The organism is Tsukamurella pulmonis (assembly GCF_900103175.1).
Lineage (GTDB): Bacteria > Actinomycetota > Actinomycetes > Mycobacteriales > Mycobacteriaceae > Tsukamurella > Tsukamurella pulmonis.
The window spans coordinates 1,574,937-1,595,518 of sequence record NZ_FNLF01000002.1 but is presented as its reverse complement, the minus strand read 5'-3'; the positions used below and the strand labels follow the sequence as shown (position 1 = coordinate 1,595,518).

Annotated in this window: 20 protein-coding genes and 1 tRNA gene; 7 read left to right on the top strand and 14 right to left on the bottom strand. The window is 70.1% G+C overall.

Annotated elements, in window-relative coordinates; translation table 11 throughout:
• Nucleotides 1-177 precede the first annotated feature (177 nt).
• A complete protein-coding gene (locus BLQ62_RS08040) occupies nt 178-996 on the top strand; it encodes an SIR2 family NAD-dependent protein deacylase (protein ID WP_068566063.1) in 819 nt (272 codons plus the stop codon).
• On the opposite strand, the gene BLQ62_RS08035 is transcribed toward BLQ62_RS08040, so the two are convergent.
• Nucleotides 986-2,173: a WXG100 family type VII secretion target gene (locus BLQ62_RS08035; protein WP_139184177.1), complete on the bottom strand. Its 1,188-nt coding sequence runs from the start codon at nt 2,171-2,173 to the stop codon at nt 986-988. The genes BLQ62_RS08040 and BLQ62_RS08035 overlap by 11 nt on opposite strands.
• A 223-nt stretch (nt 2,174-2,396) precedes the next feature.
• Between BLQ62_RS08035 and BLQ62_RS08030 the strand changes: the two genes are divergently transcribed.
• The 3 genes from BLQ62_RS08030 (at nt 2,397) to BLQ62_RS08020 (ending at nt 4,235) form a co-directional block, all read left to right on the top strand.
• Complete coding sequence (locus tag BLQ62_RS08030) at nt 2,397-2,777, top strand: hypothetical protein (RefSeq protein WP_068566067.1); 381 nt, start codon at nt 2,397-2,399, stop codon at nt 2,775-2,777.
• Nucleotides 2,777-3,364, top strand: coding sequence for a DUF3558 domain-containing protein (locus BLQ62_RS08025; protein ID WP_082756580.1), 588 nt, complete (start codon nt 2,777-2,779; stop codon nt 3,362-3,364). The genes BLQ62_RS08030 and BLQ62_RS08025 overlap by 1 nt, the downstream gene beginning before the upstream one ends.
• Nucleotides 3,365-3,428: 64 nt before the next feature.
• The gene (locus tag BLQ62_RS08020; protein WP_115391380.1) at nt 3,429-4,235 is read left to right on the top strand and encodes a shikimate 5-dehydrogenase; all 807 of its coding nucleotides are present in this window, start codon (nt 3,429-3,431) and stop codon (nt 4,233-4,235) included.
• A gap of 50 nt (nt 4,236-4,285) precedes the next feature.
• On the opposite strand, the gene BLQ62_RS08015 is transcribed toward BLQ62_RS08020, so the two are convergent.
• Nucleotides 4,286-8,506, bottom strand: a complete 4,221-nt coding sequence (locus BLQ62_RS08015) for an AAA domain-containing protein (protein ID WP_068566071.1) — start codon at nt 8,504-8,506, stop codon at nt 4,286-4,288.
• A 109-nt stretch (nt 8,507-8,615) separates the two neighbouring features.
• Nucleotides 8,616-10,415 carry a DEAD/DEAH box helicase gene (locus tag BLQ62_RS08010; RefSeq protein ID WP_068536716.1) on the bottom strand — a complete coding sequence of 600 codons (1,800 nt, stop codon included), beginning with the start codon at nt 10,413-10,415 and terminating at the stop codon, nt 8,616-8,618.
• Nucleotides 10,416-10,521: 106 nt separating this feature from the next.
• Between BLQ62_RS08010 and BLQ62_RS08005 the strand changes: the two genes are divergently transcribed.
• On the top strand, nt 10,522-12,300 hold the full coding sequence (locus BLQ62_RS08005) for an AMP-dependent synthetase/ligase (RefSeq protein ID WP_068536915.1): 1,779 nt from the start codon (nt 10,522-10,524) through the stop codon (nt 12,298-12,300).
• Between the two features lie 65 nt (nt 12,301-12,365).
• Here BLQ62_RS08005 and BLQ62_RS08000 read toward each other — a convergent pair whose 3' ends face one another.
• The gene (locus tag BLQ62_RS08000) at nt 12,366-12,743 is read right to left on the bottom strand and encodes a DUF3817 domain-containing protein (RefSeq protein WP_068536719.1); all 378 of its coding nucleotides are present in this window, start codon (nt 12,741-12,743) and stop codon (nt 12,366-12,368) included.
• Nucleotides 12,740-13,234, bottom strand: a complete 495-nt coding sequence (locus BLQ62_RS07995) for a hypothetical protein (RefSeq protein WP_082756582.1) — start codon at nt 13,232-13,234, stop codon at nt 12,740-12,742. The genes BLQ62_RS08000 and BLQ62_RS07995 overlap by 4 nt, the downstream gene beginning before the upstream one ends.
• A gap of 82 nt (nt 13,235-13,316) precedes the next feature.
• Between BLQ62_RS07995 and BLQ62_RS07990 the strand changes: the two genes are divergently transcribed.
• Nucleotides 13,317-13,398, top strand: a tRNA-Leu gene (locus BLQ62_RS07990).
• 46 nt (nt 13,399-13,444) lie between these two features.
• Here the strand turns inward: BLQ62_RS07990 and BLQ62_RS07985 are convergent.
• The 4 genes from BLQ62_RS07985 to BLQ62_RS07975 all read right to left on the bottom strand — a co-directional run bounded on the left by BLQ62_RS07985 (nt 13,445) and on the right by BLQ62_RS07975 (nt 15,738).
• Nucleotides 13,445-13,780, bottom strand: a complete 336-nt coding sequence (locus tag BLQ62_RS07985; RefSeq protein WP_139184176.1) for a hypothetical protein — start codon at nt 13,778-13,780, stop codon at nt 13,445-13,447.
• Between the two features lie 128 nt (nt 13,781-13,908).
• Complete coding sequence (locus BLQ62_RS23775; RefSeq protein WP_156483188.1) at nt 13,909-14,082, bottom strand: hypothetical protein; 174 nt, start codon at nt 14,080-14,082, stop codon at nt 13,909-13,911.
• 75 nt (nt 14,083-14,157) lie between these two features.
• On the bottom strand, nt 14,158-14,649 hold the full coding sequence (locus BLQ62_RS07980; protein WP_068566075.1) for an Hsp20/alpha crystallin family protein: 492 nt from the start codon (nt 14,647-14,649) through the stop codon (nt 14,158-14,160).
• 207 nt (nt 14,650-14,856) lie between these two features.
• Nucleotides 14,857-15,738 carry a hypothetical protein gene (locus BLQ62_RS07975; RefSeq protein WP_068536776.1) on the bottom strand — a complete coding sequence of 294 codons (882 nt, stop codon included), beginning with the start codon at nt 15,736-15,738 and terminating at the stop codon, nt 14,857-14,859.
• A 416-nt stretch (nt 15,739-16,154) separates the two neighbouring features.
• On the opposite strand from BLQ62_RS07975, the gene BLQ62_RS07970 reads away from it, so the two are divergent.
• The gene (locus BLQ62_RS07970) at nt 16,155-16,511 is read left to right on the top strand and encodes a hemophore-related protein (protein ID WP_068536779.1); all 357 of its coding nucleotides are present in this window, start codon (nt 16,155-16,157) and stop codon (nt 16,509-16,511) included.
• A 63-nt stretch (nt 16,512-16,574) separates the two neighbouring features.
• Here the strand turns inward: BLQ62_RS07970 and BLQ62_RS07965 are convergent, their stop codons facing one another.
• Genes BLQ62_RS07965 through rph form a run of 5 tightly spaced genes read right to left on the bottom strand, consistent with a single transcriptional unit; the run spans nt 16,575 to nt 20,561 of the window.
• Nucleotides 16,575-16,856, bottom strand: a complete 282-nt coding sequence (locus BLQ62_RS07965) for a hypothetical protein (protein ID WP_068536916.1) — start codon at nt 16,854-16,856, stop codon at nt 16,575-16,577.
• A gap of 14 nt (nt 16,857-16,870) precedes the next feature.
• Nucleotides 16,871-17,818: an alpha/beta fold hydrolase gene (locus BLQ62_RS07960; RefSeq protein WP_068566080.1), complete on the bottom strand. Its 948-nt coding sequence runs from the start codon at nt 17,816-17,818 to the stop codon at nt 16,871-16,873.
• Between the two features lie 56 nt (nt 17,819-17,874).
• Nucleotides 17,875-19,128 (bottom strand): LCP family protein, encoded by a 1,254-nt coding sequence (locus tag BLQ62_RS07955; protein WP_082756523.1) that lies wholly within the window; start codon nt 19,126-19,128, stop codon nt 17,875-17,877.
• Nucleotides 19,129-19,137: 9 nt separating this feature from the next.
• A complete protein-coding gene (gene rdgB, locus BLQ62_RS07950) occupies nt 19,138-19,782 on the bottom strand; it encodes an RdgB/HAM1 family non-canonical purine NTP pyrophosphatase (RefSeq protein WP_068536786.1) in 645 nt (214 codons plus the stop codon).
• On the bottom strand, nt 19,779-20,561 hold the full coding sequence (rph, locus tag BLQ62_RS07945; RefSeq protein WP_068526358.1) for a ribonuclease PH: 783 nt from the start codon (nt 20,559-20,561) through the stop codon (nt 19,779-19,781). Before rph ends, rdgB begins: the two co-directional genes overlap by 4 nt.
• Nucleotides 20,562-20,582: the final 21 nt, after the last annotated feature.

Below are 20,582 nucleotides of genomic sequence, written 5' to 3'. Positions count from 1 at the left end.
TACCGGCGAGTAGCTTGGAAATATCGATTCACGGGTGTATTCGAATGCCGATACACCCATGAATCCATGCAGGTCTCCCGGCGCGTGACCCCGATCACCGATGTTTCCCGCGAGTAGCAGTTGTTATCGAATCGTTACCTTGCGCGAGGGCCCGGCGAGCCTCGGTACGCTGTCCCGATGCAGCCCGGAACGCACCCTTCCGACCGGTCCGACGCGCCCACCGTTCCCGACGAGGTGGTGCAGTGGGTGCGCGAGGCCGACTCCGTCGCCGTGCTCACCGGCGCGGGCATGAGCCGCGAATCCGGCATCTCGACGTTCCGTGAGGCGCAGACGGGTCTGTGGGAGCAGTACGAACCGGAGGCGATCGCCTCCGTGGACGGCTGGAACCGGGACCACGCCCTGGTCTGGGGCTGGTACCAGTGGCGCGCGCACGTCGCGCGACAGGCCGCGCCCAATGCCGGCCACCTCGCGCTGGCCGAGCTCGGCAGAAGCCGCCGGGTCTCGATCGTCACGCAGAACGTCGACGACCTGCACGAGCGCGCGGGCTCCGACGTGCTCTCGCACTTGCACGGGAGCCTGTTCGAGCCGCGGTGTGAGAACTGCGGGACCCCGTATCACGGGGCGGACGCCTTCCTCCCCGACGGCGCCGACGTCGGCCCGCAGCTGCGCGCGACCCCACCGACCTGCATGCAGTGCCTCTCCCGGGTCCGACCGGGGATCGTCTGGTTCGGCGAGGCGCTGCCCATGGACGCGTGGAGTCGCGCGGAGGCCGCGGTGCTGATGGCCGACGTGGTGCTCGTGGTCGGCACGTCCGGCATCGTCTACCCGGCCGCCCGGTTGCCGGAGACGGCGCTCGCCGCGGGCATCCCCGTGGTCGAGATCAACCCCGAGGCGACGCCGCTGAGCGAGGTGGCGTCCTACAGCTGGCGCGGCACCGCCGCCACGACGCTGCCGGCGCTGGTCGAGGCCGTCACCGCGGACGCGGCTAGGTCCTAGCCGGCGGCGCGGGCGGGCGCTGCGCGTCCGGCGGACCGTCGACCTTCCACTGACCGATCACCCCCGGACCGACGAGCGGCATCTCCCCGACCAGCTCCTCACCGTTCTTCCGGTCGATGAGGTACGCGGGCAGGCGGTGCCTGCCGTCGCCCTGGCCGCGCTGGCCGCCGGCCCCGGCGGGCGGCATGCCCATGGGCCCGGACGTGGCGCGGGCACCGGTGCTTCCGCCTCCGCCGCCGGCCGCTGCCGCAGCCCCACGGGCGACAGCGCTGTCCTGCCGCAGCCCGAGAGGCGAGGCCACTCCGCCGGTCCCGCGCCCGCCGGACAGTCCCGAGAGCCCGCCGCCGGACCGTCCGGTCGACGTCGTCGGGACCGCCGCCGCCGGGGAGAGCAGCGACGCCGGCTGCTCCGTATCGGCGAGCGGGTCGTAGCCGCTGGCGTCCTGCGCCGACAAATCGGAGCCCGTGCCCGTCTCCTGCGACGAGCCGGAACCCGTACCCGCGCCTGTGCCCGTGCCGGTTCCGGTACCGGTACCGGTGCCCGTTCCCGCCCCTGTGCCGGCACCGGTCCCGGCGCCCACGCCGGTGGCTTCGGACGCCGTTTCGGTCGTCGCGGTGTCGGCGAGGTCGGCCCCCGAACCCGTGGTGCCGGTGCCCTCGTCCTGTGCTCCACCTCCCGATTCGCCGCCACCGCCGCCCACGCCCCCGCCGGGCTCCTCGATACCCCCGCCGTCGCTCCCGGGTGGCACGACACCCGGGCCCATGTCGAAGACGACCTTCCGCGTCTTCTCGGGGAGAGGCATGGTGCTGCCGTCCGCCTGGATCGGCGACGTGTACGAAGCACGGATCTCCGCACCGACCTTCGCGCCGGCGCTGTCGTTGTAGGGATCCCAGAACTTCAGGTCCCTCCACTCGATCCCAGGTCCCTGGAAGTCGCTGTACCGCGTGTTCGTGTCCCTTGCCGCTGCAGCGAGACCGTCAAGTTGGCGGACGATCTGGGCGACGTGCTTATCAACCGGATACGACTCAGCGATGAACCTGCTGGCTTGCTCGAAGCTCTTATCGGCAGCTTCACCGCTCCACCGGTGCTTCAGAGCCGCGATGTCGCGTTCGACCTCGGCGAGGCTCTGCGCGTGGGTGGCTCCGGCATGTCCGATCGCCCGGCCATCAGCAGCCACCCCATCCCCCGACAGCGCCCGTGCGATCGCGCGAATCTCCGCAGCCGACATCCGTCCGAAGTCCGTATCACCGACAACTCGAAATCCCCCCATACTTGTTGGACGCGCGGCGCGCCCGTTTGGTTCCGGAATTCTTGAAGTTCGGGGGAACCATCCACCGGGCTGGTGCGTCCAATTCTTAGACACGTCTCGTCGGAGACGTAACCGCCACCGGAGGACGAACATGGCCGACCCTGAACTGGCCCGGATCATCGATGAGGCGCAGGCGGCGATCAAAGATCGCCCGAACATGGTCTCGGACGGCAATCCGCAGGAGGAGCTAGCTCGCGCGTTCGAACGTCACGCCAGCAGACTCATGCAGGCTGCGAGGGACGTGAGGGAGGTCGGGATTCAAAACTTCCTTGGCCCCACCGACGAGGGGGAAGCGGCTAGCTACAACATCCGGCTCGGGGCTGTCGAGCACGATCAGTCCATCCGTACTACCTTTATCGACCAAGCCACCCAAGCCAAGTCTTTAGCCGCTTCGTTCCGCAGTATCGGCCGGGAAATCCTACGCACAGAAGGACGCAGCGAGGAAGAGATCAACCGCGTGATCGGCCAGTGATGCGCGTCCTGTCCGTGGCGATTGTCCTTACTGTGCTCGCGAGCGGATGCGCTGTGGCTGTTTCGGGCGAGCCGACCTCGTCACTCGAATCACCATCGCCCACCTCGCAAAAGCCTCTACCGTTCACACCCACGATCAAGAACCGCACCAACGACCGCACGGACGGTACGACCTTTGAACCTTGCAGCGCGTACACCAACGACGAGCTCCGCGCTCTCAACATCGACCCAGCTTCGGTCCACGACGCCGCCCAGGTTGATGACCCGAACTACCGCGGCTGCCGATGGCTGGCCAACGGCTACAACGACGTTCACGGCGGTGGGGACTACTCGCAGATTGTCGGCCGAGAGCTGACGCTCGATCAGTACAAACGCTACATGAGTGCCCTCCGGTGGCAGACCGATCGAATCGTCAATGGCCGCGTACTCGCGTATGCCCCGGAAAATAACTACTGCATCGCAGCATTCTCGTCAGAAGAATCGATAGTCACGACTATCGCTGAGTCCACCACTCCCTCGCCCGGCAACGTCACTGAATGCGACCGCGCCATCGCGTTCGCATCCCTCGCGATCACCAAGGCGCCGTAGGCGATGGTGGTCGCCGTGTCGCGACGATCGGATTAGGGTCGACGGGGTGAGTGACTCGATTGCGATGCCCGACCGCGACACCGTGCTGTGCATGTCGCTGTCCGGCCGCCCCAGCAGCATCGGCACCCAGTTCCACAACTACCTCTACCGCGAGCTGGGCCTGAACTACCTCTACAAGGCGTTCAGCACCACGGACCTCCCTGCTGCCATCGGGGGCGTGCGGGCGCTCGGCGTTCGCGGCTGCGCGATCTCGATGCCGTTCAAGGAAGCGGTCATCGAGCTGATCGACGTGATGGAGCCGTCCGCCGCCGCGATCGACTCGGTGAACACCATCGTCAACGAGGACGGCGTGCTGCACGCCTACAACACCGACTACGCCGCCGTCGCTTCGCTGCTGCGTTCGCACGACGTGGATCCCGCGCTCCCCGTCGCGGTGCGCGGTTCGGGCGGGATGGCGAAGGCCGTGGTCGCCGCGCTGCGCGATCACGGCTGCGCCGACGTCACCGTGGTCGCCCGCAACGCCGAGACCGGCTCCGCCCTCGCGGGCCTGTACGGCTTCCGGCACGCGACCGAGGCACCCGACGGTGCGCGCGTCCTCGTCAACGCGACCCCCGTCGGGATGGCGGGCGGACCTGCCGCCGAGGAGCTCTCGTTCCCGGCGCACCTGATCGACGCCGCCGACACCGTCTTCGACGTGGTCGCGCTGCCGCCGGAGACCCCGCTCGTGCGCGCCGGACGGGCCGCGGGCACCACCGTGATCACCGGCGCCGAGGTGATCGCGCTGCAGGCGGCGGAGCAGTTCGTGCTCTACACGGGCGTGCGCCCGGACGCCGACCTCGTACGACGCGCCTCGGAGTACTCCCGGGCCTGACCCCGACGAGTCCCCCTCGGGCGGTGCACGCGCCCCCCGGGCCCGGCGAGCTATTCGGTGTCGATGTCCAGACCGACGGGCTCCCAGAGCTCGACGGAACCGTCATCGGCACGCTCGCCCACCGTGAGCGCCCGCTGCAGAGTGAGCGGGTGCACGCCCCGCCGGTTCAACGCCTGCACGACCACCGACATGGCGGCGTCGGCGTCCGTGGCGAACACGGACTCGCGCACGCGGACGAACTCCCAGCCGCACCGTCGCAGCTCCCGCTCGCGCTCGATGTCCGAGCGCGCCTGCTCGGGCGTCGACGCGAAATCCGCACTGTCGCACTCGACGGCGAGCCGACCCTGCTCCCCCGTCACGACCAGGTCGATGGAGCGGTTGTTCACCACGACCTTGGGATTGACGTGGTAGCCCATGTCGCGCAGTCGCACGAACACCTGCTGCTCGAAGAGGTTGTCGAAGGGCTCGACGCGGCGATCCGTCGGGACGTCGGCCGGCATCGGCTTGGCCACCTCGACGTCCGCGCGTGTGACGTAGCGCAGCAGCGAGGCACGCAGGTCGTTCGACTTGAGGTCCTGCTCGTCGACGGAGGTGAACAGCCACAGCTGATCCCGGGCGCGCGAGGCGGCCACGTTGAAACGGCGCTGGAAATCACGGCCGGTCAGCGCGCGGAACCGGTAGTCCGGCGCGACCACCATCGACAGCAGCATCACGTCGCGCTCGTCGCCCTGGAAGTCGGGCGGCGTGCCCACCCGCAGCCGGCGGGCGTCCCACTCGTCGGGGTCGATCGCCTCGCGCAGCCGCCGGTAGAGCTCGTCGACCTGCCCCTGTCCCTGCAGCGCGATGACGCCGAAAGTCCTTCCCGCGTAAAGCGGATCGGCGAAGCAGCGCACCAGCTGATCGACGATGGCCTGCGCCTCCGTCGGGTTGCTGATCCGCGCGCCCTCGCCGACGACCTTCGCCTTGGGCACGTGCGTCACGCGCAGCGGGACGGGGCGGTCGGCGCCGTAGTGCCGCACCGGGATCAACGGAGCGTCGCTGTAGAACTGGCGCGAGGAGAAGTCGATGATCTCCGGCATGCACCGGAAGTGCTCGCGCAGCCGCACGGTGTGCCCGAACCGGGTGCGCAGCAACGTGAACAGGCTGGACCGCGGGGTCAGCGAATCCCGCAGGTACGGCGGGATGTCCGGCAGCTGGGTGTCGAGTCGGGAGAAGACGTCATCGAGGTTGACGCCGGTGAACGACGAGGGCGCGCACTGGTTCTCGTCACCCACGACGATCACGCGGGGCGCCAGCCACAGCAGGAACGAGCTCGTGATGTCGGCCTGGCTGGCCTCGTCGACGATCACCACGTCGAAAGCGTTGCGTTCCGGCGAGATCGACGCGACCACCTGCGAGATCGGCATGATCCACGCGGGCACCGCGGACTGCGCCTGGCGCATGGCCTCGCGCGCCGCGACGCGGAAGCGTTCCGCGTGCCGGCCGGAGCCGCGGCCGATCGACGCGACGTGATCGCGGTAGGCGTGCAGCGCCTGGATCTCGTCGAAGGTCATGCGGCGCAAGCACTGCCGCCACGCGCTCGCCGTGGCGATCCGGGTGGTGTAGTGCGCCACGTCCTGCTCCGCGGCCTGCAGATCCGCCTCGAGCTGCGCGTCGTCGCCGGGGTGCACCCGTGCGGCGGCCCAGGACACGGCCCGGCGCCAGGACCAGGCGTCGGCCAGCTCGGGCACCCGCACGTCCCACACGGGATCGTCGGCCGTGCGGGCGACGAGGTCGAACAGCGCGGGCGCCTTGGTCCGCAGCCGCAGGGCGAGCAGATCCAGGGCGCCGCGGTCGTCACGGTCGGCGCGCGCCGCGTCCCACGCCCGGCGGGCGTCGCGGATGGGTCCGTACTTGTACTGGCGCAACGCGGCCACCAGGGCGTCGCCCTCGGGCGAGGGCCCGCGCTCGACGATCTCCTGCACCCGTACCCGCACGGTGTCGAGCCTGCTGTGCGCATCCCGCGCACCGGCGGCCGCGGAGATCGCGATCACCTGGCGCGCCGTCCGATCCGTCTCGGCCAGGTCCTTCGGCCGCGGTGCGTGCTCGGACAGTGCCTGCATCGCCTCGACAAGACGGTCCCGCTCGGAGACCAGGCGCACGACGGTCCGCGCGCGCAGCAGCTGATCAGCGGCCTGGCTCAACCGCTCGCTGCGGCCGCGGGGAGCGCTGCGTCCCGACGGATCGGTGGCGGGCGCTTCGAGCCCGAGGGCCCGCAGCACGTCGCCGACGCGCCCGATGACGTCCTCGACCTTGAGGTGCTGCGCAGCGGCACGCAGGTGCGCCTTGTCGGCGCCCTCGACCCCGTCCACGACGATGCCGAGCCCCGTCTCCTCGAACCGCTTCTGCTCGGGCTTGCGGAACCGCTTGCGCGGCTCGTTGCCGGTGGCGAGGTGGCGGGCGTAGTCGTCGATCGCGGCCCGGTCGTTGGCGTCCGGGGTGTCGCTGAGTTCGACCACGGCGCCCTCGAGCCCGTCGTCGGCGGTGCGGGCCGTGGCGATCTGCTCCTCGAGCCCCGTCAGACGGGTGGCGAGGTGCGCGCGGTCGCCGATGAGCATGTCCTCGGCCAGCAACTGCGCGGACGGCGGGTAGCGCCGCACCCGGTCGACGAGCTCGTGGATCAGGTCGGCGCGCGCCCGGATCACCGTCAGCCGGTCGGCGTCCACGCCGCCGAGGACGTGCGCCAGGGCACCGCTCTCGGCGCCGCCCGCCAGCGGCGAGTCGGCGAGCGTCGCGCAGAGCGTCTCGAGCTCGTCCGCGTCGGGGATCTCGGACAGGTCGGGCAGGTTGTGCGCGAGGCGACGCGAGAACAGCTCGTCGTTGCGGCGCAGCAGCGCCACGAGCCGGTCGAACTCGCGGGTGTCGAGCGGAGGCACCGCGCCCTCGACGGGACCGGGCAGCCACGAGTACTTGTCGGCGTCCCGTCGGACCTGCGCGACGATCTCCGCGGGCTTGCCGGAGTACGCGGAGGCGAGCCAGTCGGAATCCTCGCTCTCGGCGGTGCGGAGTTGCCACACCTCACGGACGAGCTCCTCGCGCCGCTCGATCGCGCGATCCCGCTTGGCGCGCAGGTCGCGCAGCTCGGCGTCGGCCAGCGCCTCGGAGTAGGTGGACTTGCGCGTGGCGATCTCGGTGACGGACGCCGCGAGCGATGCGGAGCCGTCCTTGGTGACATCGGTGACCGAGACCACGAGTTGGCGAACATCCGGGGGCAGCTTGTCCTCGAGCACCGCGAGCGCCTGCGCCTTCTCGGAGACCACGAGCACCCGCTGCCCCTTCGCGAGCAGCGCGGCGAGCAGGTTCGCGATGGTGTGCGTCTTGCCGGTTCCGGGCGGCCCCTCGACGACGACGCCCGAGTCGGCGCCCATGTGCGCGAGGATGTCGCGCTGCTCGACGTTGGAGGGCAGCACGTAGTAGGCCTCGTCGAGCAGGTCGAGCGGGCTCATCGCGCCGTCCGCGGCCAGTTGCCGGATGCGCTCGTCGGAGCTCACGGCCTCGACGAGCTGCGCCAGCCCGATCGGCACGTCGCGCTCGGGATCGGCGACGTCGGCCTTCATGGCGTCGTAGAAGCCGAGCAGCGGCGCGGAGCCACGGGTGCGCAGCAGGAGCGCCGGCGCGAACTCGATGTGCGCTGCACCGTCCTTCGTGGCGGCGCCGAGCCACTCGGCGGTGAACTCCTGGCACGCGGGGTCGAGCACGGTGCGGGCGTTCTCGCGCAGCTGCTTCTGCAGCTCCGCCGAGCCGGACAGATCGAACGACGGGAGGCCGGCGAGCAGCAGCGAGTCCTCGACGCGGGGCACCGAGTCGCGCGGCAGGACCACGGTGAGCCGCTTGCCGCGCCGATCGCGCTCGAGCAGCACCGGCTGGGTGAGCAGGTGCGCCCGGATCGCGGTGTCGCCGTCGCGCGCCGTCAGCAGGCCCGAGGCCAGCACCAGTTCGACCGACTCGGGGTGATCGGCCAGCTCGTCGAAGACGCGCAGCAGCCGGGAGTGCGGCGAGTCCGGGGCCTCGTCGCGCGGCACCGTGAAGATGGTCGCGCCGGGCTTGGCATCGGCGTCCCAGGTGTCGGTGAGCGCGCCCTCGCCGGTCAGCGGCAGCACCGCGAGGTGATCGTCGAGATCGCGCGCCACGACGGATCGCGATCGGATCAGCTCGTCCAGGTACTGGAGCAGGCGGACGACGCGATCCCGACGGCCACCCGGGCCGTCGGCCTGGTCACCAGCGGCGGTCATGCGCTCCTCGAGTCTCTCGGGTCGGCCGCAGCCGACGGTCGGCGCGCCCGGTTCGAGCTACACCTTGACTAAAGGTTAATACATCTGTGAGCAAACGCCGACCGCGTCGTCAGCGCTTGCGCCCCGCCCGGAACCGCTGCTTGCCCGAGGCGGGCCGGCCCGAGGGTGCGCCGGGATCCCGCTCGAGGTTGATCAGCTGGCCCGAGATGCGGGTCCGCTCCAACGCGTCGAAGACGTCGCGGTCCAGATCGTCCGGCAGCTCGACGATGCTGTGGTCCGGACGGATGCTGATGTGCCCGAAGTCGCTGCGCCGCAGCCCGCCCTCGTTGGCGATCGCTCCCACGATCTGCGACGGGGTCGCGTGCTGGCGCTTGCCGACCGCGATCCGGTACGGCACCATCGGCCGGCCCGTCTTGCGGTGCGTCGACGGTTCGCGGTCCCGATCCCGGTCCCGGCCGCGACCGGGGCGCGCATCGCGGTCGCCGAAATCCCGGTCCTTGCGGTCGCGGGCATTGCGCTCACGCTCCGGCGGATCCGGCTTGAGCAGGAACGACGCGCCGTCGCGCGACTGCAGCGCCAGCGCCGCGGCCACGTCGACCAGCGGGACGTCGTTGGCGCCCACGTAGTCCTCGATGAGGCGGCGGAACATCTGCAGGTGGTCGTTGGAGAGGTTCTCGGTGATCGACTCGCCGAACTTCTCCACGCGGTGCGCGTTGACGTCCTCGACCGACGGCAGGCCGATCTCGGTCAGCGGCTGGCGAGTGGCCTTCTCGATGGCGCGCAGCAGGTGCCGTTCGCGCGGGGTCACGAAGAGCAGCGCGTCGCCCTTGCGTCCGGCGCGGCCCGTACGGCCGATGCGGTGCACGTAGGACTCGGTGTCGTGCGGGATGTCGTAGTTCACGACGTGGCTGATCCGCTCGACGTCGAGGCCGCGGGCCGCGACGTCGGTCGCGACGAGGATGTCGATCTTGCCGTCCTTGAGCTGGCCGATCGTGCGCTCGCGCTGCGCCTGCACGATGTCGCCGTTGATCGCGGCGGCGGCGTGCCCGCGCGCCCGCAACTTCTCGGCGAGCTCCTCGGTGGCCGACTTCGTCCGGACGAAGATGATCATCCCGTCGAACTCCTCCACCTCGAGGAGGCGGGTGAGCGCGTCGAGCTTGCGCTGGTGCGCGACCTGCAGGTAGCGCTGCGTGATGTTCGAGGCCGTCGCGGTCTTGGCCTTGACGGTGACCTCGACCGGGTCGTGCAGGTACTTCTTGGAGATCTTGCGGATCGCCGGCGGCATCGTGGCCGAGAACAGCGCGACCTGCTTGAACTCCGGAGTGTCGGCGAGGATCCGCTCGACGTCCTCCTGGAAGCCCATGGTCAGCATCTCGTCGGCCTCGTCCAGCACCAGGAACTCGAGGTTCGACAGGTCGAGGGTGCCCTTGGCGAGGTGATCGATCACGCGGCCGGGCGTGCCCACGATGATCTGCGCGCCGCGGCGCAGGCCGCTCAGCTGCACGCCGTAGCTCTGGCCGCCGTAGATCGGCAGCACCGTGATGTTGGGCATGTGGACGGCGTACTTGCCGAAGGCCTCGGAGACCTGCAGGGCCAGCTCGCGCGTGGGCGCGAGCACCAGCGCCTGCGGCTTACGGCTGTCGCCGTCGATCTTGGAGAGCACCGGCACGGCGAACGCGGCGGTCTTGCCGGTACCGGTCTGCGCGAGGCCGACGACGTCGCTGCCGGAGAGCAGTGGCGGGATGGTCGCGGCCTGGATCGGCGACGGGCTCTCGTACCCGACCTCGGCGAGAGCACGCAGCACGCGCTCATCGATTCCGAGGTCGAGGAAGGTCACGGGTTCATCAGCCTGCGCGTCATCGACGACGGCGGCGGGGGCGGTGCGCTCAGCACCGAATTCATCAGACATTGTTTCCCCAGCATATGCGGTATCCGCCGCGCACGCGAAACACTATCGGATTCGGACATCCTCCGATAGGTTGTGGGCATTCACCTATCTGCACGAGGAGATGAACTTGCGCATCGAGTCCACGGAACCGACCCGGACCCACGCACCGTCCGACAATCTGACCACCCGGGTCCGCGACCTGGCGGCCTCGTCACCGTCGACGGAACTGTTCCTGCGCCCCTCGGGTTCCGGCTGGTCACCCGTGACCGCCGCGCAGTTCAACGAACAGATCACCGCCGTCGGCAAGGGCCTGATGGCACGCGGGGTCCAGCCGGGCACCCGCATCGCGATCATGAGCCCCACCCGGTACGACTGGGCGCTGCTCGACTACGCGAACTGGTCCGTCGGCGGCTCCACGGTGGCGGTCTACGAGTCGAACTCGGCCGCGCAGGTCGAGCACATCCTCACCGATTCCGCCTCGATCGCGCTCATCACCGATACGCGCGCCACCGCCGACCGGATCGCCGACGGCGTGCCGTCGGCGGCGCAGGTGTGGGTCATCGACGAGGGCCTCGTCGACGCCCTGGTGGCCGACGGTGCCGGCGTCTCGGACGAGGACTACCTGGCCCGTGCGACGGGCGTGCAGGCCGCGGCCGAGGCGACCCTGGTCTACACCTCCGGCACCACTGGTAAGCCGAAGGGCGTCGTGCTCACGCACGACAACCTGCTCAGCGAGTACGACGCCATCCACGAGGGCCTGGACAAGATGGCGGGCACGAACGCCAGCACGGTGATGTTCCTGCCGCTGGCCCACATCTTCGCGCGCGCGATCTCGGTCGCCGCGGTGCAGCACTCGATCCGCGTCGCGCACACGGCCGACCTGTCGAACCTCACCGGGCTGTTCGGCGAGCTCAAGCCGACCTACATCCTCAGCGTGCCGCGCGTGTTCGAGAAGGTCTACAACACCATGAGCGCCAAGGCCGAGGAGGGCGGCAAGGGCAAGATCTTCAACGCCGCCGTCGAGACCGCGATCGAGTTCAGCAAGGCCCGCGACAGCGGCGGCGCCGGCCTCGTGCTCAAGCTCAAGCACGCCCTCTTCGACAAGCTGGTCTACTCCAAGCTGCGCGAGGCGCTCGGCGGGAACTGCAACTGCGCCGTCTCGGGCGGCGCCCCGCTCGGCGCGCGCCTGGGCCACTTCTTCCGCGGTGCCGGCGTCACGGTCTACGAGGGCTACGGCCTCTCCGAGACCAGCGCCGCGATCACCTGCAACACCCCGACCGAGCAGCGGGTCGGCACCGTCGGGCGGCCCGTCCCGGGCAACGAGGTCGCGATCGCCGAGGACGGCGAGATCCTGTTGCGCGGACCGGTCGTCTTCGGCGGCTACTGGGGTCTGCCCGAGGCGAACGCCGAGGCCCTGCGCGACGGCTGGTTCCACACCGGCGACCTCGGCACCCTCGACGCCGACGGTTACCTCTCCATCACCGGGCGCAAGAAGGAGATCCTGGTGACCGCGGCGGGCAAGAACGTCGCGCCCGCGCAGACCGAGGACGCGCTGCGCCAGCATCCGCTGGTCTCGCAGGCCATGCTCGTCGGCGACAAGCAGCCGTTCGTCGGCGCGCTGATCACCCTCGACCAGGAGGCCCTGCCCGGGTGGCTCTCGGCCCACGGCCTGCCCGCGGAGATGACGCTGGAGGAAGCCGCCGCGAACGAGACGCTGCTCGCCGAGATCGCCTCTGCCGTGGCGACGGCGAACGCGCTGGTCTCCAAGGCCGAGCAGGTGAAGAAGTGGAGCGTGCTCACCACCGACTTCACCATCGAGGGCGGCGAGCTCACCCCGACCCTCAAGGTCAAGCGCAACGTGGTGATGGACAAGTACGCCGACGACGTGGCCGAGATCTACGCCTGACCCGCTCCCCTACGACGAACGCCGCCCGCTCCCTTCGGGGAGCGGGCGGCGTTCTCGTTGCGGCGTCAGAGGTCGAACTGCGCGCGGATCTCGTCCGAGTTCTTCTTCTCGAAGTAGAACGAGGCGAAGGGGATGGTTCCGGCGAGCAGCGTGAGAGCGAATCGCTTCGCCGGCCACCGGACCTTGGATCCGAGGTCGACGGTGACGAGCAGGTAGATGAAGTAGCACCAGCCGTGGACGGCGCCGAAGTAGAAGAGCCATTCCGGGCTCTCCCAGTCGAAGGCCGGCGCGAGGAGGTACTTGTAGACCATCTCCGCGCAGAAGACGAGCAGGATGACGCCTGTGAGCGTCGCCATGAAGCGGTAGCGCTTGAGTGCGCCCCGCACCTGCTCGCGTCGCTTGGCCGCGAGCTGCTCGGCGCTCTTCGCTGGTGCGTCGGTCACTTCGTCTCCTCGGGGTGCTCACTCCCCGCCAGTTCGGCGAGGAGGCGGTTGTACTCGTCGTGCGCAGGGTCGTCCGGCGCCGGCTCCGGGGCCGACGGTGCCGCCCCGGCCCGGCTCGGCAGGAATCCCTCCGGGATCGCGGTGAGCTTGGTGGCCGTCTTCGTCGCGGGGCGCGGCGGTGCGGCGACCGCCCGCGCGGCCGAGACCTCGGGGGCCGGAGTCTCCGCGGCCCGGGCCTGCGGGTCCGCGGCCATCTCCTGCGCGGCGAGCTCGTCCTGCAGCTGCGCCTCGTCCTCGAGCTGCACGAACCGGCGATATCCCCAGACGGCCGCGACGGCGAAGAGCGGCCACTGCAGGGCGTAGCCGAGGTTGCGCGCCGATCCGGCACTCGACTCGAAGCGCCCCCACTGCCACCAGCCGAGCGCCAGGAACGCCGCGGCGGCGATCACGACGAACGCGATCAGCGCGGGACGATGGCGACGACGTTTCACGTCCTCGACGGTACCCGTCAACCCGCCGGTGTCCGAATGCCGGTATCGTGACCTGCGCCGCAGCAGGATCTCGCTGCCGCACGCGCCCGTGGCGGAATTGGCAGACGCGCTGGATTTAGGTTCCAGTACCTCAGGGTGTGGGAGTTCAAGTCTCCCCGGGCGCACCCGTGCTCCCTACGTCCGTCGACGCCCTTCGCCGGCCTCGGCCGATCACGCCGCCGGCGTCCGCGGGGTATCGAGATCGTCGCAGAAGTAGAAGGCCACCGACTCCGGTGCCACCCCCGCGGGTGGCTGCTGGTGCGCGAGGAGCCGCGACAGCGTCGCGGAGTGATGGAAGGGCAGATCCGCGGGGTCGGCGAGATCGACGGCCGCACCCGCGACGGGATGCCAGGCGTCGTCAGCGACCTCCCGGCAGCGCATGCGCGCCCGTCCCTCGCGGTCGCATTCGCTGACCACTTCGACGGTTCCGGCCACGCGGGCGCCGTCCTCCGTCGGCAGGGGCGCGACGGTCTCGATGGTGGCGGTGAGCTGATGCAGAGTTCTCATGATCGTGTTCCTCATGCACTCCAGGGGCCGGTCGGTGCTGCAGCGTGTGCAAGGGTCGGCCCGGGGGCTCCGACCAGCCCGTCAGGAGCCCCCGTGCCTCGCAACAGGGTTCATGGGCGCAGCGCGAATCAGAGTAAGAAGCGATGACCGCCGATGGTCACCACCGCATCGCGACGCACCCAGGGATAGTCCTCGATCGCCGCGTCCAGGTCGACGACGTGCGACTGCTCGACAGCGTCCACCGGGTCGGCCTGCGGCACGATCTGCTCCGATTCCGAGACGAGCTCATGGCCGTATGACATCTCCGCCTCCCTATCCGTGGGGAGCGACGGGCGGGACCGGCCGAATCACCGCCGGTCCGCGCCGTCGCGTCGTTCCTACTCGGTCGGTCGAACCCCGGAACGGTCGTCGTCGCCCCCGGACCCGACGGCGAGCTGCTCGCACGACGGCTCGTCCGCCGCCTGCTCGACGACGATCTGCCTCGGCTTGGCCCGTTCGGCGATCGGGATCGTCACCGTGAGCACGCCGTTGTCGTAACGCGCGGTGATGCCCGCGGTGTCGATGCTCTCGCCGAGAGTGAGTCGGCGCCGGTAGATGCCGGAGAAACGTTCGCTGGTCAGCCAACGCACTCCGGAATCGGACATGGTGGACCGTCGGCCGGTGAGCGTGAGAACGCCGTTCTCGACGTTCACGTCGATCGAGCCGGGGTCCGCGCCCGGCAGGTCCGCGGTGAGGACGTAGTGATCGTCCACCTGGTACAGATCCATCGGCATGAACCGCGGAGACCGCGCCGAGCCGGTCTGTCGACCGGCGGCCAGCAATCCCTGCGCCAGGTCGTCGAACTCAGAGAATGGATCAACCCGAAGCACAGCCAACCACCTCCCGTGAACTCCAGGCTGCCCGTCACCCTGACGGGCAACTCTTCAACTGTGCACTACCCGTTTTAGCACTCCGGAGGCGCGAGTGCTAGACCTTTTTCGTGATTCAGATCACAGTTCGGGGAGGGCGGTTCGCGCGGGGCGGCGCAGTATCCGGTACTGCACCACAACAACTTTCAATCTCGATGCAGCAGCCGGTCAGTTTCCGGCCGCCGGCGCGCCGGGGGTCGGGGCTGCGGATGCGCCGGCCGGCGTTCCCCCGGCCGGCGGGATGTCCAGCATGCCGCTGTCGGATCCCGACTCGGTCACCTGCCAGTCCTTGTCCCGGTCGAGGGTGATGGCCCAGACATTGAGCTGGACCCTCCCGCCCTCGGGGAACTGGACGGTGGAGATCTCACTCCTGACGTACGCGTTGACCTTGAAGACCGGGCCCGACTGGGAGGTCACGACGGTGTCGAGCACAGTCCCCTTCGCCACCCACTGCAGCGGCTGGAAGAGTTGGCCGGCCACATCGGAGGCCTTCTCCAGCTTGCTCTTCAGCTCGGGCGAGACCCCCTTGGTCACCCCTGCCGTCCACGCCGGTACGTCGCGGTAGTCGACCGTCGACACACGGCTCGCGAATTCTCCCGCCACTCGCTCCGCCGCCGCCCGGTCCGCAGCATCGGACTTGAGCCGGTCCAGCTCGTTCCGGGTATCGACGTAGCTGTAGCCGAGGAAGGCGATGCCGGCGACCACTGCCACCACGAGGATCGTCGCGAGGACGGTCATCACCGTCGAGGGCGTGCCGGTCGGAGCAGCAGCACGCCGCAGCGCCGGGCGCGCCGCCCGCTGCTTCCCCGCTCCCGGTTGGTCGTCCGCTTCGTCGTCGCCCTCGGCCTCCAGGTCGTCGTCGATGGGCGTCTTCGGGCGCTTCGGACGCTGGGACGACGGGGATGCCCCCCGCCCCGTTGCGGGTCGGTCGGGGCGATCACCCGCGCCGGTGTCCACACCCGGCGCACCCGACGTGGAGCCGTCGGTCGCACCGTCGGCCGAACCCGCACTCGAGTCGGGATTGCCGTCGTCAGGGGCGTTCTTCGTCACAGCGGATCTCACACCAATCGGGTTGCGGTTGCGTCTTCTAACCTTACTGACCAGGAACAAAGGTACAAGCTCACCCGGGCCGCCGTCCCGACATCGCACCGAGCGCGATCCCGGCCATCGAATCGTCTGTACTACACCACACTGCGGGCGCTTCCCGAGCATCGCGCCGCATAACACATCCCGATCCAAGCACCGGACGGTTAAGCACCACCCCGGGTACTGTTCGCACGCGCTCATCGTCATCGTCTCATCGCGAAAGCACCAGGCCCCAGCGTGTTTCGCACGATCGATCAGGGCGAAGGCTGTGAATACCTGTGAATTCTCTTGGCGGTAACTCAGATTGACCTGGGTACGTTCGATGCAGTGGCTCGGGAGCATCCACCGATGCATCCGGGCACGACTGAAGGGAGAACACCATGCTCACACGTTGGAAGATCGCCGCGACCGCCGGCGCGGCCGGAGCCCTCGTCCTCGCCCCCGCCGCTATGGCGCAGGCGGCACCGTCCGACCCGGTTCCCGGGACGAACTGCACGGTGGCCCAGGTGGAGCGCGCGGTCGTCGCCGTCGCCCCCGAGGCCGCGACGATGGTCGACCAGGTCCCGGGCGGCCGCGCCGAGGCGGAGCGCATCCTGACCCTGCCGCCCGCCGAGCGCATGGCGCGCGTGCACGAGTTGGGCCGCCAGAACCCGCAGCTCGCCGCGTACTACACGCAGAATCAGGCGCGGATCAATCAGGCGATCGGCACGGTCGCTGCGAGCTGCTCGCAGTACTGATCACCCCGAACGACGACGAGGCGCCGATCCCCACGGGGGTCGGCGCCTCGTCCTCGCCGCGGGTCAGGAGATCGGGATCTCCTTGATCTTCGAGTCCGGGGTGCCCGCGGTCTTGCAGTAGACGATCGCCTGCTGCTGCAGCCCGCTCACCACGATCGCCGACGGCTCGTCGCCGTGCTTGTCCTTGTACAGCTTCGTCACCTGCTCGCGCTGGTCCGCGTCGGACATCTTCTGGTAGTTCTCACACGTCGTGTCGCCGCCCTGTTTCGTGCACCCCGTCAACGTCAGCGCGGCGATGGCGAGCACCGCCGCACCGAATCGGACACCGGTCGTGGATCTACCCATGATCTGCACCTGCTTCACACTCGTCGGATCGGAACGCCCTGTGACGCTACCGCGCCGGGCCCGGAGCCCTGCGCGACCCTCACCACGCGCCGGATCTCAGCAGTGAAAACGTCCGGCATCTCGACGTTCGCGCTGTGTCCCGTATCCAGCTCGACGAGCCGGTGCAGTCCGCCGGTCCGTTCCAGCTCTGTAGCGATGCGGCGCCCCATCCAGGCGGGCGTCAGTCGGTCGGCCCGTCCGACGATGACCGTCGTCGGGACGGTGATAGCCCGCGCCGCGGCCGGACCCAGGTCGAGGTCGGCGAGAGCCAGGGCCGTCCGGGCGCGGACTCCCGGGTCACAGGCCCGCACGACGTCACTCACGAACCTCGCCTGCGCTCGCGTCGCGTGCCGAGGGTTCATTGTGCGGTTCCGGACGGCGGCGCGCAGCAGCGGGCCGTCGGGCATCGGCACCGCGGCGCCGAGCACCAACCTGCCCAACCACTGCGGGCCCGGAACGCGACCGTTGAGGAGGGGGAAGACGCGCGTACCGCGTGCGAGCCCGCCCCAGGTCGTGTTCGCGAGGACCGCTCCCCCGCTGGTCCGCGCCGCCTGCTCGGGGTGACGGTCCCACCAGGCCTGGACCGCGATCCCGCCCATGCTGTGCCCGACGACGACGGAGTGCGCATCGGCCGCGACGTCGACGACACGCGCGAGGTCGTCTGCCAACACCTCGGCGTCGATGTCGCGCGAGCCGGTGGTGCTGAGGCCGTGTCCGCGCTGGTCGAAGGCGATCACGCGGTGGTCGCGCGCGAGCTCGTCGATCTGTGGCCGCCAGTACTCGATCCGGCACGCCCAACCGTGCGCGAGCACGACCGTCGGCGCGTCGGGCGGTCCGACGGCGCGCACGTGGAGGCGGGCACCGTCGCCTGCGTCGATCCAGTGGGTTTCCTCATCGCGGATTCCGCGCGCTCCGGTCGTCATCCACCGAGGTTAGGACAACGCCTGTTGTCGCGCACGTCCCCGGTGCGCCGCGGGAGTCAGTCGACGCAGGGGATCTCGCCGCCGCGCAGCGTGGTTCCCGCATCGGGTGCGGGGCCGGCCGCCGTCGGCGCGGTCGTCGTCGTGGTGGCCGGGGCGCTCGATTCGGTGAAACCCACCTGATTCGGGGCGTCGGTCGCCGCCGGGGTCGTCGCGGTCCCGTCCTCGCCGGCGTCCTCCGCATCGCCCGGGTCGGGTACGGACTGGCCGAAGGCCTTCTGCACCTGCGCACGGATCGCGGCCGGGTCCACGAGGTTCACCGCCTGCTCGTCGATCGTCGAGTAGCCGAGCACGGGCAACGTGGTGAAAGTCAGGTTCGTGCCCGCGATCTGGCCGGCCTGCTGGGCGAACTCCTGCAGGTTCCAGCCGTCGGAGACGACGACGTCCTTCTGCGCCACCGCGATCAGCGACTGCAGCTTGCGGACGTCACCGAAGACGCCCTGCTTCTGCAGCTGCACCATGACGCCGGCGATGAAGGCCTGCTGCCGGTGCGTGCGGTCGAGGTCGCCGTCGGCGAGGCCGTGCCGTTGCCGCACGAAGGCCAGTGACTGTGCGGCATTCAGCTTCTGCCGCCCGGCGGGGAAGGCTGCGCCGGAGTAGCTGTCGCGCACGGGGCTGTTGAGGCACACCTCGACGCCGCCCAGGGTCTGCGCGAGGTCGTAGAAGCCGACGAGGCTCACCTCCGCGAAGTGGTCGATCGGCACCCCTACGAGCCGCCCGACGGTGGCGATGGTGGCGGCGCGCGCCGACTCCCGCGCCCGGCTCTCCAGCTCCTTGCGGTCGGAGACGCCCTTGGCGGCCAGTTCGTCCTCGACCTCGGCCTTGCGGGTGCCGTAGGCCTCCTTGATCTTCCCCTTCTTCCGCGACTCGACGCCGACGAAGCTCACGTAGTCGTCGCGCGGAATGGAGAAGGCGGTCACCTTCTTCCCGTCCGCGGGCACGTGCAGGAGGATCAGGGTGTTGGTGTTGTAGCCGCCGTTGTCACTGGTACCGGCGTGCAGCTGCTGGAGGACGTCGGCCGGAAGCGGATCGCCGTTCTGATCACGCCGGCTGTCGAGACCCATCAGCAGGATGTTCTTGGCGCCGCCGGTCGACTTCGCGACCTTCGCCTCGGCGAGGGCGCGGGAGACGTTGAAACCGCCGATCACCAGATTGGTGCTCCACCAGACGGTTCCGGTGACGGCGAGCACCACCGCGGACAGCAGCGCGAGCGCCACGCGGCCACCGCGCGCCCCCGACGATCTGCTCTTCACGCGGCGACATTACCGCGCGGAGCGCCCCTGATCCGGGACGCGCGCCGCGAGTGCCCGCAACGGCTCCACCAGCTGGGCCAGCGCACGCGCGCGGTGGCTGATCGCGTTCTTCTCCTCCGCGGTGAGTTCCGCGGCGGTGCGGTCCGAGCCCTCCGGCAGGAACACCGGGTCGTAGCCGAACCCGCCCTCGCCCCGCGGTTCCCGCAGGACCGCGCCGGGCCAGGTGCCGCGCACCGTGAGCTCACCCGCCTGCCCGGGGCCGCTGACCAGGGCGCAGGAGGAGACGAACTCGGCTCCGCGCCGCTCGTCGGGCGTATCGGCGATCTGGGCGAGCAGCAGCGCGGTGTTGGCGGAATCGTCGCCGTGCCGGCCGGACCACCGCGCCGAGAGCACACCGGGCATGCCGTTGAGGGCGTGGACGCAGATACCCGAATCATCGGCGAGGCAGGGCAGGCCGGTGCGCTCGTACCCCTGCCGGGCCTTGATCAGGGCGTTGCCCTCGAACGACGGTGCGTCCTCCGGCAGTTCCTCGAAGGGCGGGACCTCGTCGAGCCCGACGATCTCGAGTCCGACGATGCCGGCGTCCGCGACGACCTGCCGCAGCTCGCGCAGCTTCTTCGCGTTCCGCGAGGCGAGCAGGAGCCGCGCGGTCACTGACCGAACTTCTTCTTCTGCTCGCCCTCGAACTCGGGCAGCACGCCGGGGTACGGCGCGGCGAGCGCCTCCTTCTGCACGGCGAACAGCTTCTCCGTGCCGGCGATCGCCGAATCGAGCATCCAGTCCAGGGTGGTGCGGGCAAAGGTCGCGCCCTCGCCGGTGCCCTGCACCTCGACCAGGGTGCCGGTGTCGGTGGCGACGACGTTCATGTCGACCTCGGCGCGCGAATCCTCCTCGTACGGCAGGTCGAGACGCACGCGACCGTCGACGACGCCCACGGAGACGGCGGCGATGGCGCACGAGATCGGCTGCGGGTCGGTCAGTTTGCCCGCGGCACCGAGGTAGGTCACGGCGTCGCACAGGGCGACGTAGGCGCCGGTGATGGACGCCGTGCGGGTGCCGCCGTCGGCCTGCAGCACGTCGCAGTCGAGGGCGATCGTGTTCTCACCCAGGGCCGCGAGGTCGATGCACGCGCGCAGCGAGCGGCCGATGAGCCGCGAGATCTCGTGGGTGCGGCCGCCGACCTTGCCCTTGGTGGACTCGCGGCGGCTGCGCTCGTGGGTGGCGCCGGGGAGCATCGAGTACTCGGCCGTCAGCCAGCCCTGGCCGGAGCCGCGGCGCCACCCGGGCACCCCCAGCTCGACGCTCGCGGTGCAGAGCACCTTGGTGTTGCCGAACTCCACCAGCACCGAGCCCGCGGGGTTCTGGGTGAATCCCCGGGTGATGGTCACGGGGCGGAGTTCGTCGTCGGCCCTGCCGTCTGCGCGTCTGCTCACGCGCCCAGCCTATCGCCTCGG

Excerpts from the sequence above, each read along its gene's own strand:
- BLQ62_RS08040 (WP_068566063.1), top strand. The coding sequence starts at position 178 with ATGCAGCCCGGAACGCACCCTTCCGACCGGTCCGACGCGCCCACCGTT.
- BLQ62_RS08030 (WP_068566067.1), top strand. The coding sequence starts at position 2,397 with ATGGCCGACCCTGAACTGGCCCGGATCATCGATGAGGCGCAGGCGGCG.
- BLQ62_RS08025 (WP_082756580.1), top strand. The coding sequence starts at position 2,777 with ATGCGCGTCCTGTCCGTGGCGATTGTCCTTACTGTGCTCGCGAGCGGA.
- BLQ62_RS08020 (WP_115391380.1), top strand. The coding sequence starts at position 3,429 with ATGCCCGACCGCGACACCGTGCTGTGCATGTCGCTGTCCGGCCGCCCC.
- BLQ62_RS08015 (WP_068566071.1), bottom strand. The coding sequence starts at position 8,506 with ATGACCGCCGCTGGTGACCAGGCCGACGGCCCGGGTGGCCGTCGGGAT.
- BLQ62_RS08010 (WP_068536716.1), bottom strand. The coding sequence starts at position 10,415 with ATGTCTGATGAATTCGGTGCTGAGCGCACCGCCCCCGCCGCCGTCGTC.
- BLQ62_RS07985 (WP_139184176.1), bottom strand. The coding sequence starts at position 13,780 with ATGAGAACTCTGCATCAGCTCACCGCCACCATCGAGACCGTCGCGCCC.
- BLQ62_RS23775 (WP_156483188.1), bottom strand. The coding sequence starts at position 14,082 with ATGTCATACGGCCATGAGCTCGTCTCGGAATCGGAGCAGATCGTGCCG.
- BLQ62_RS07970 (WP_068536779.1), top strand. The coding sequence starts at position 16,155 with ATGCTCACACGTTGGAAGATCGCCGCGACCGCCGGCGCGGCCGGAGCC.
- BLQ62_RS07965 (WP_068536916.1), bottom strand. The coding sequence starts at position 16,856 with ATGGGTAGATCCACGACCGGTGTCCGATTCGGTGCGGCGGTGCTCGCC.
- BLQ62_RS07960 (WP_068566080.1), bottom strand. The coding sequence starts at position 17,818 with ATGACGACCGGAGCGCGCGGAATCCGCGATGAGGAAACCCACTGGATC.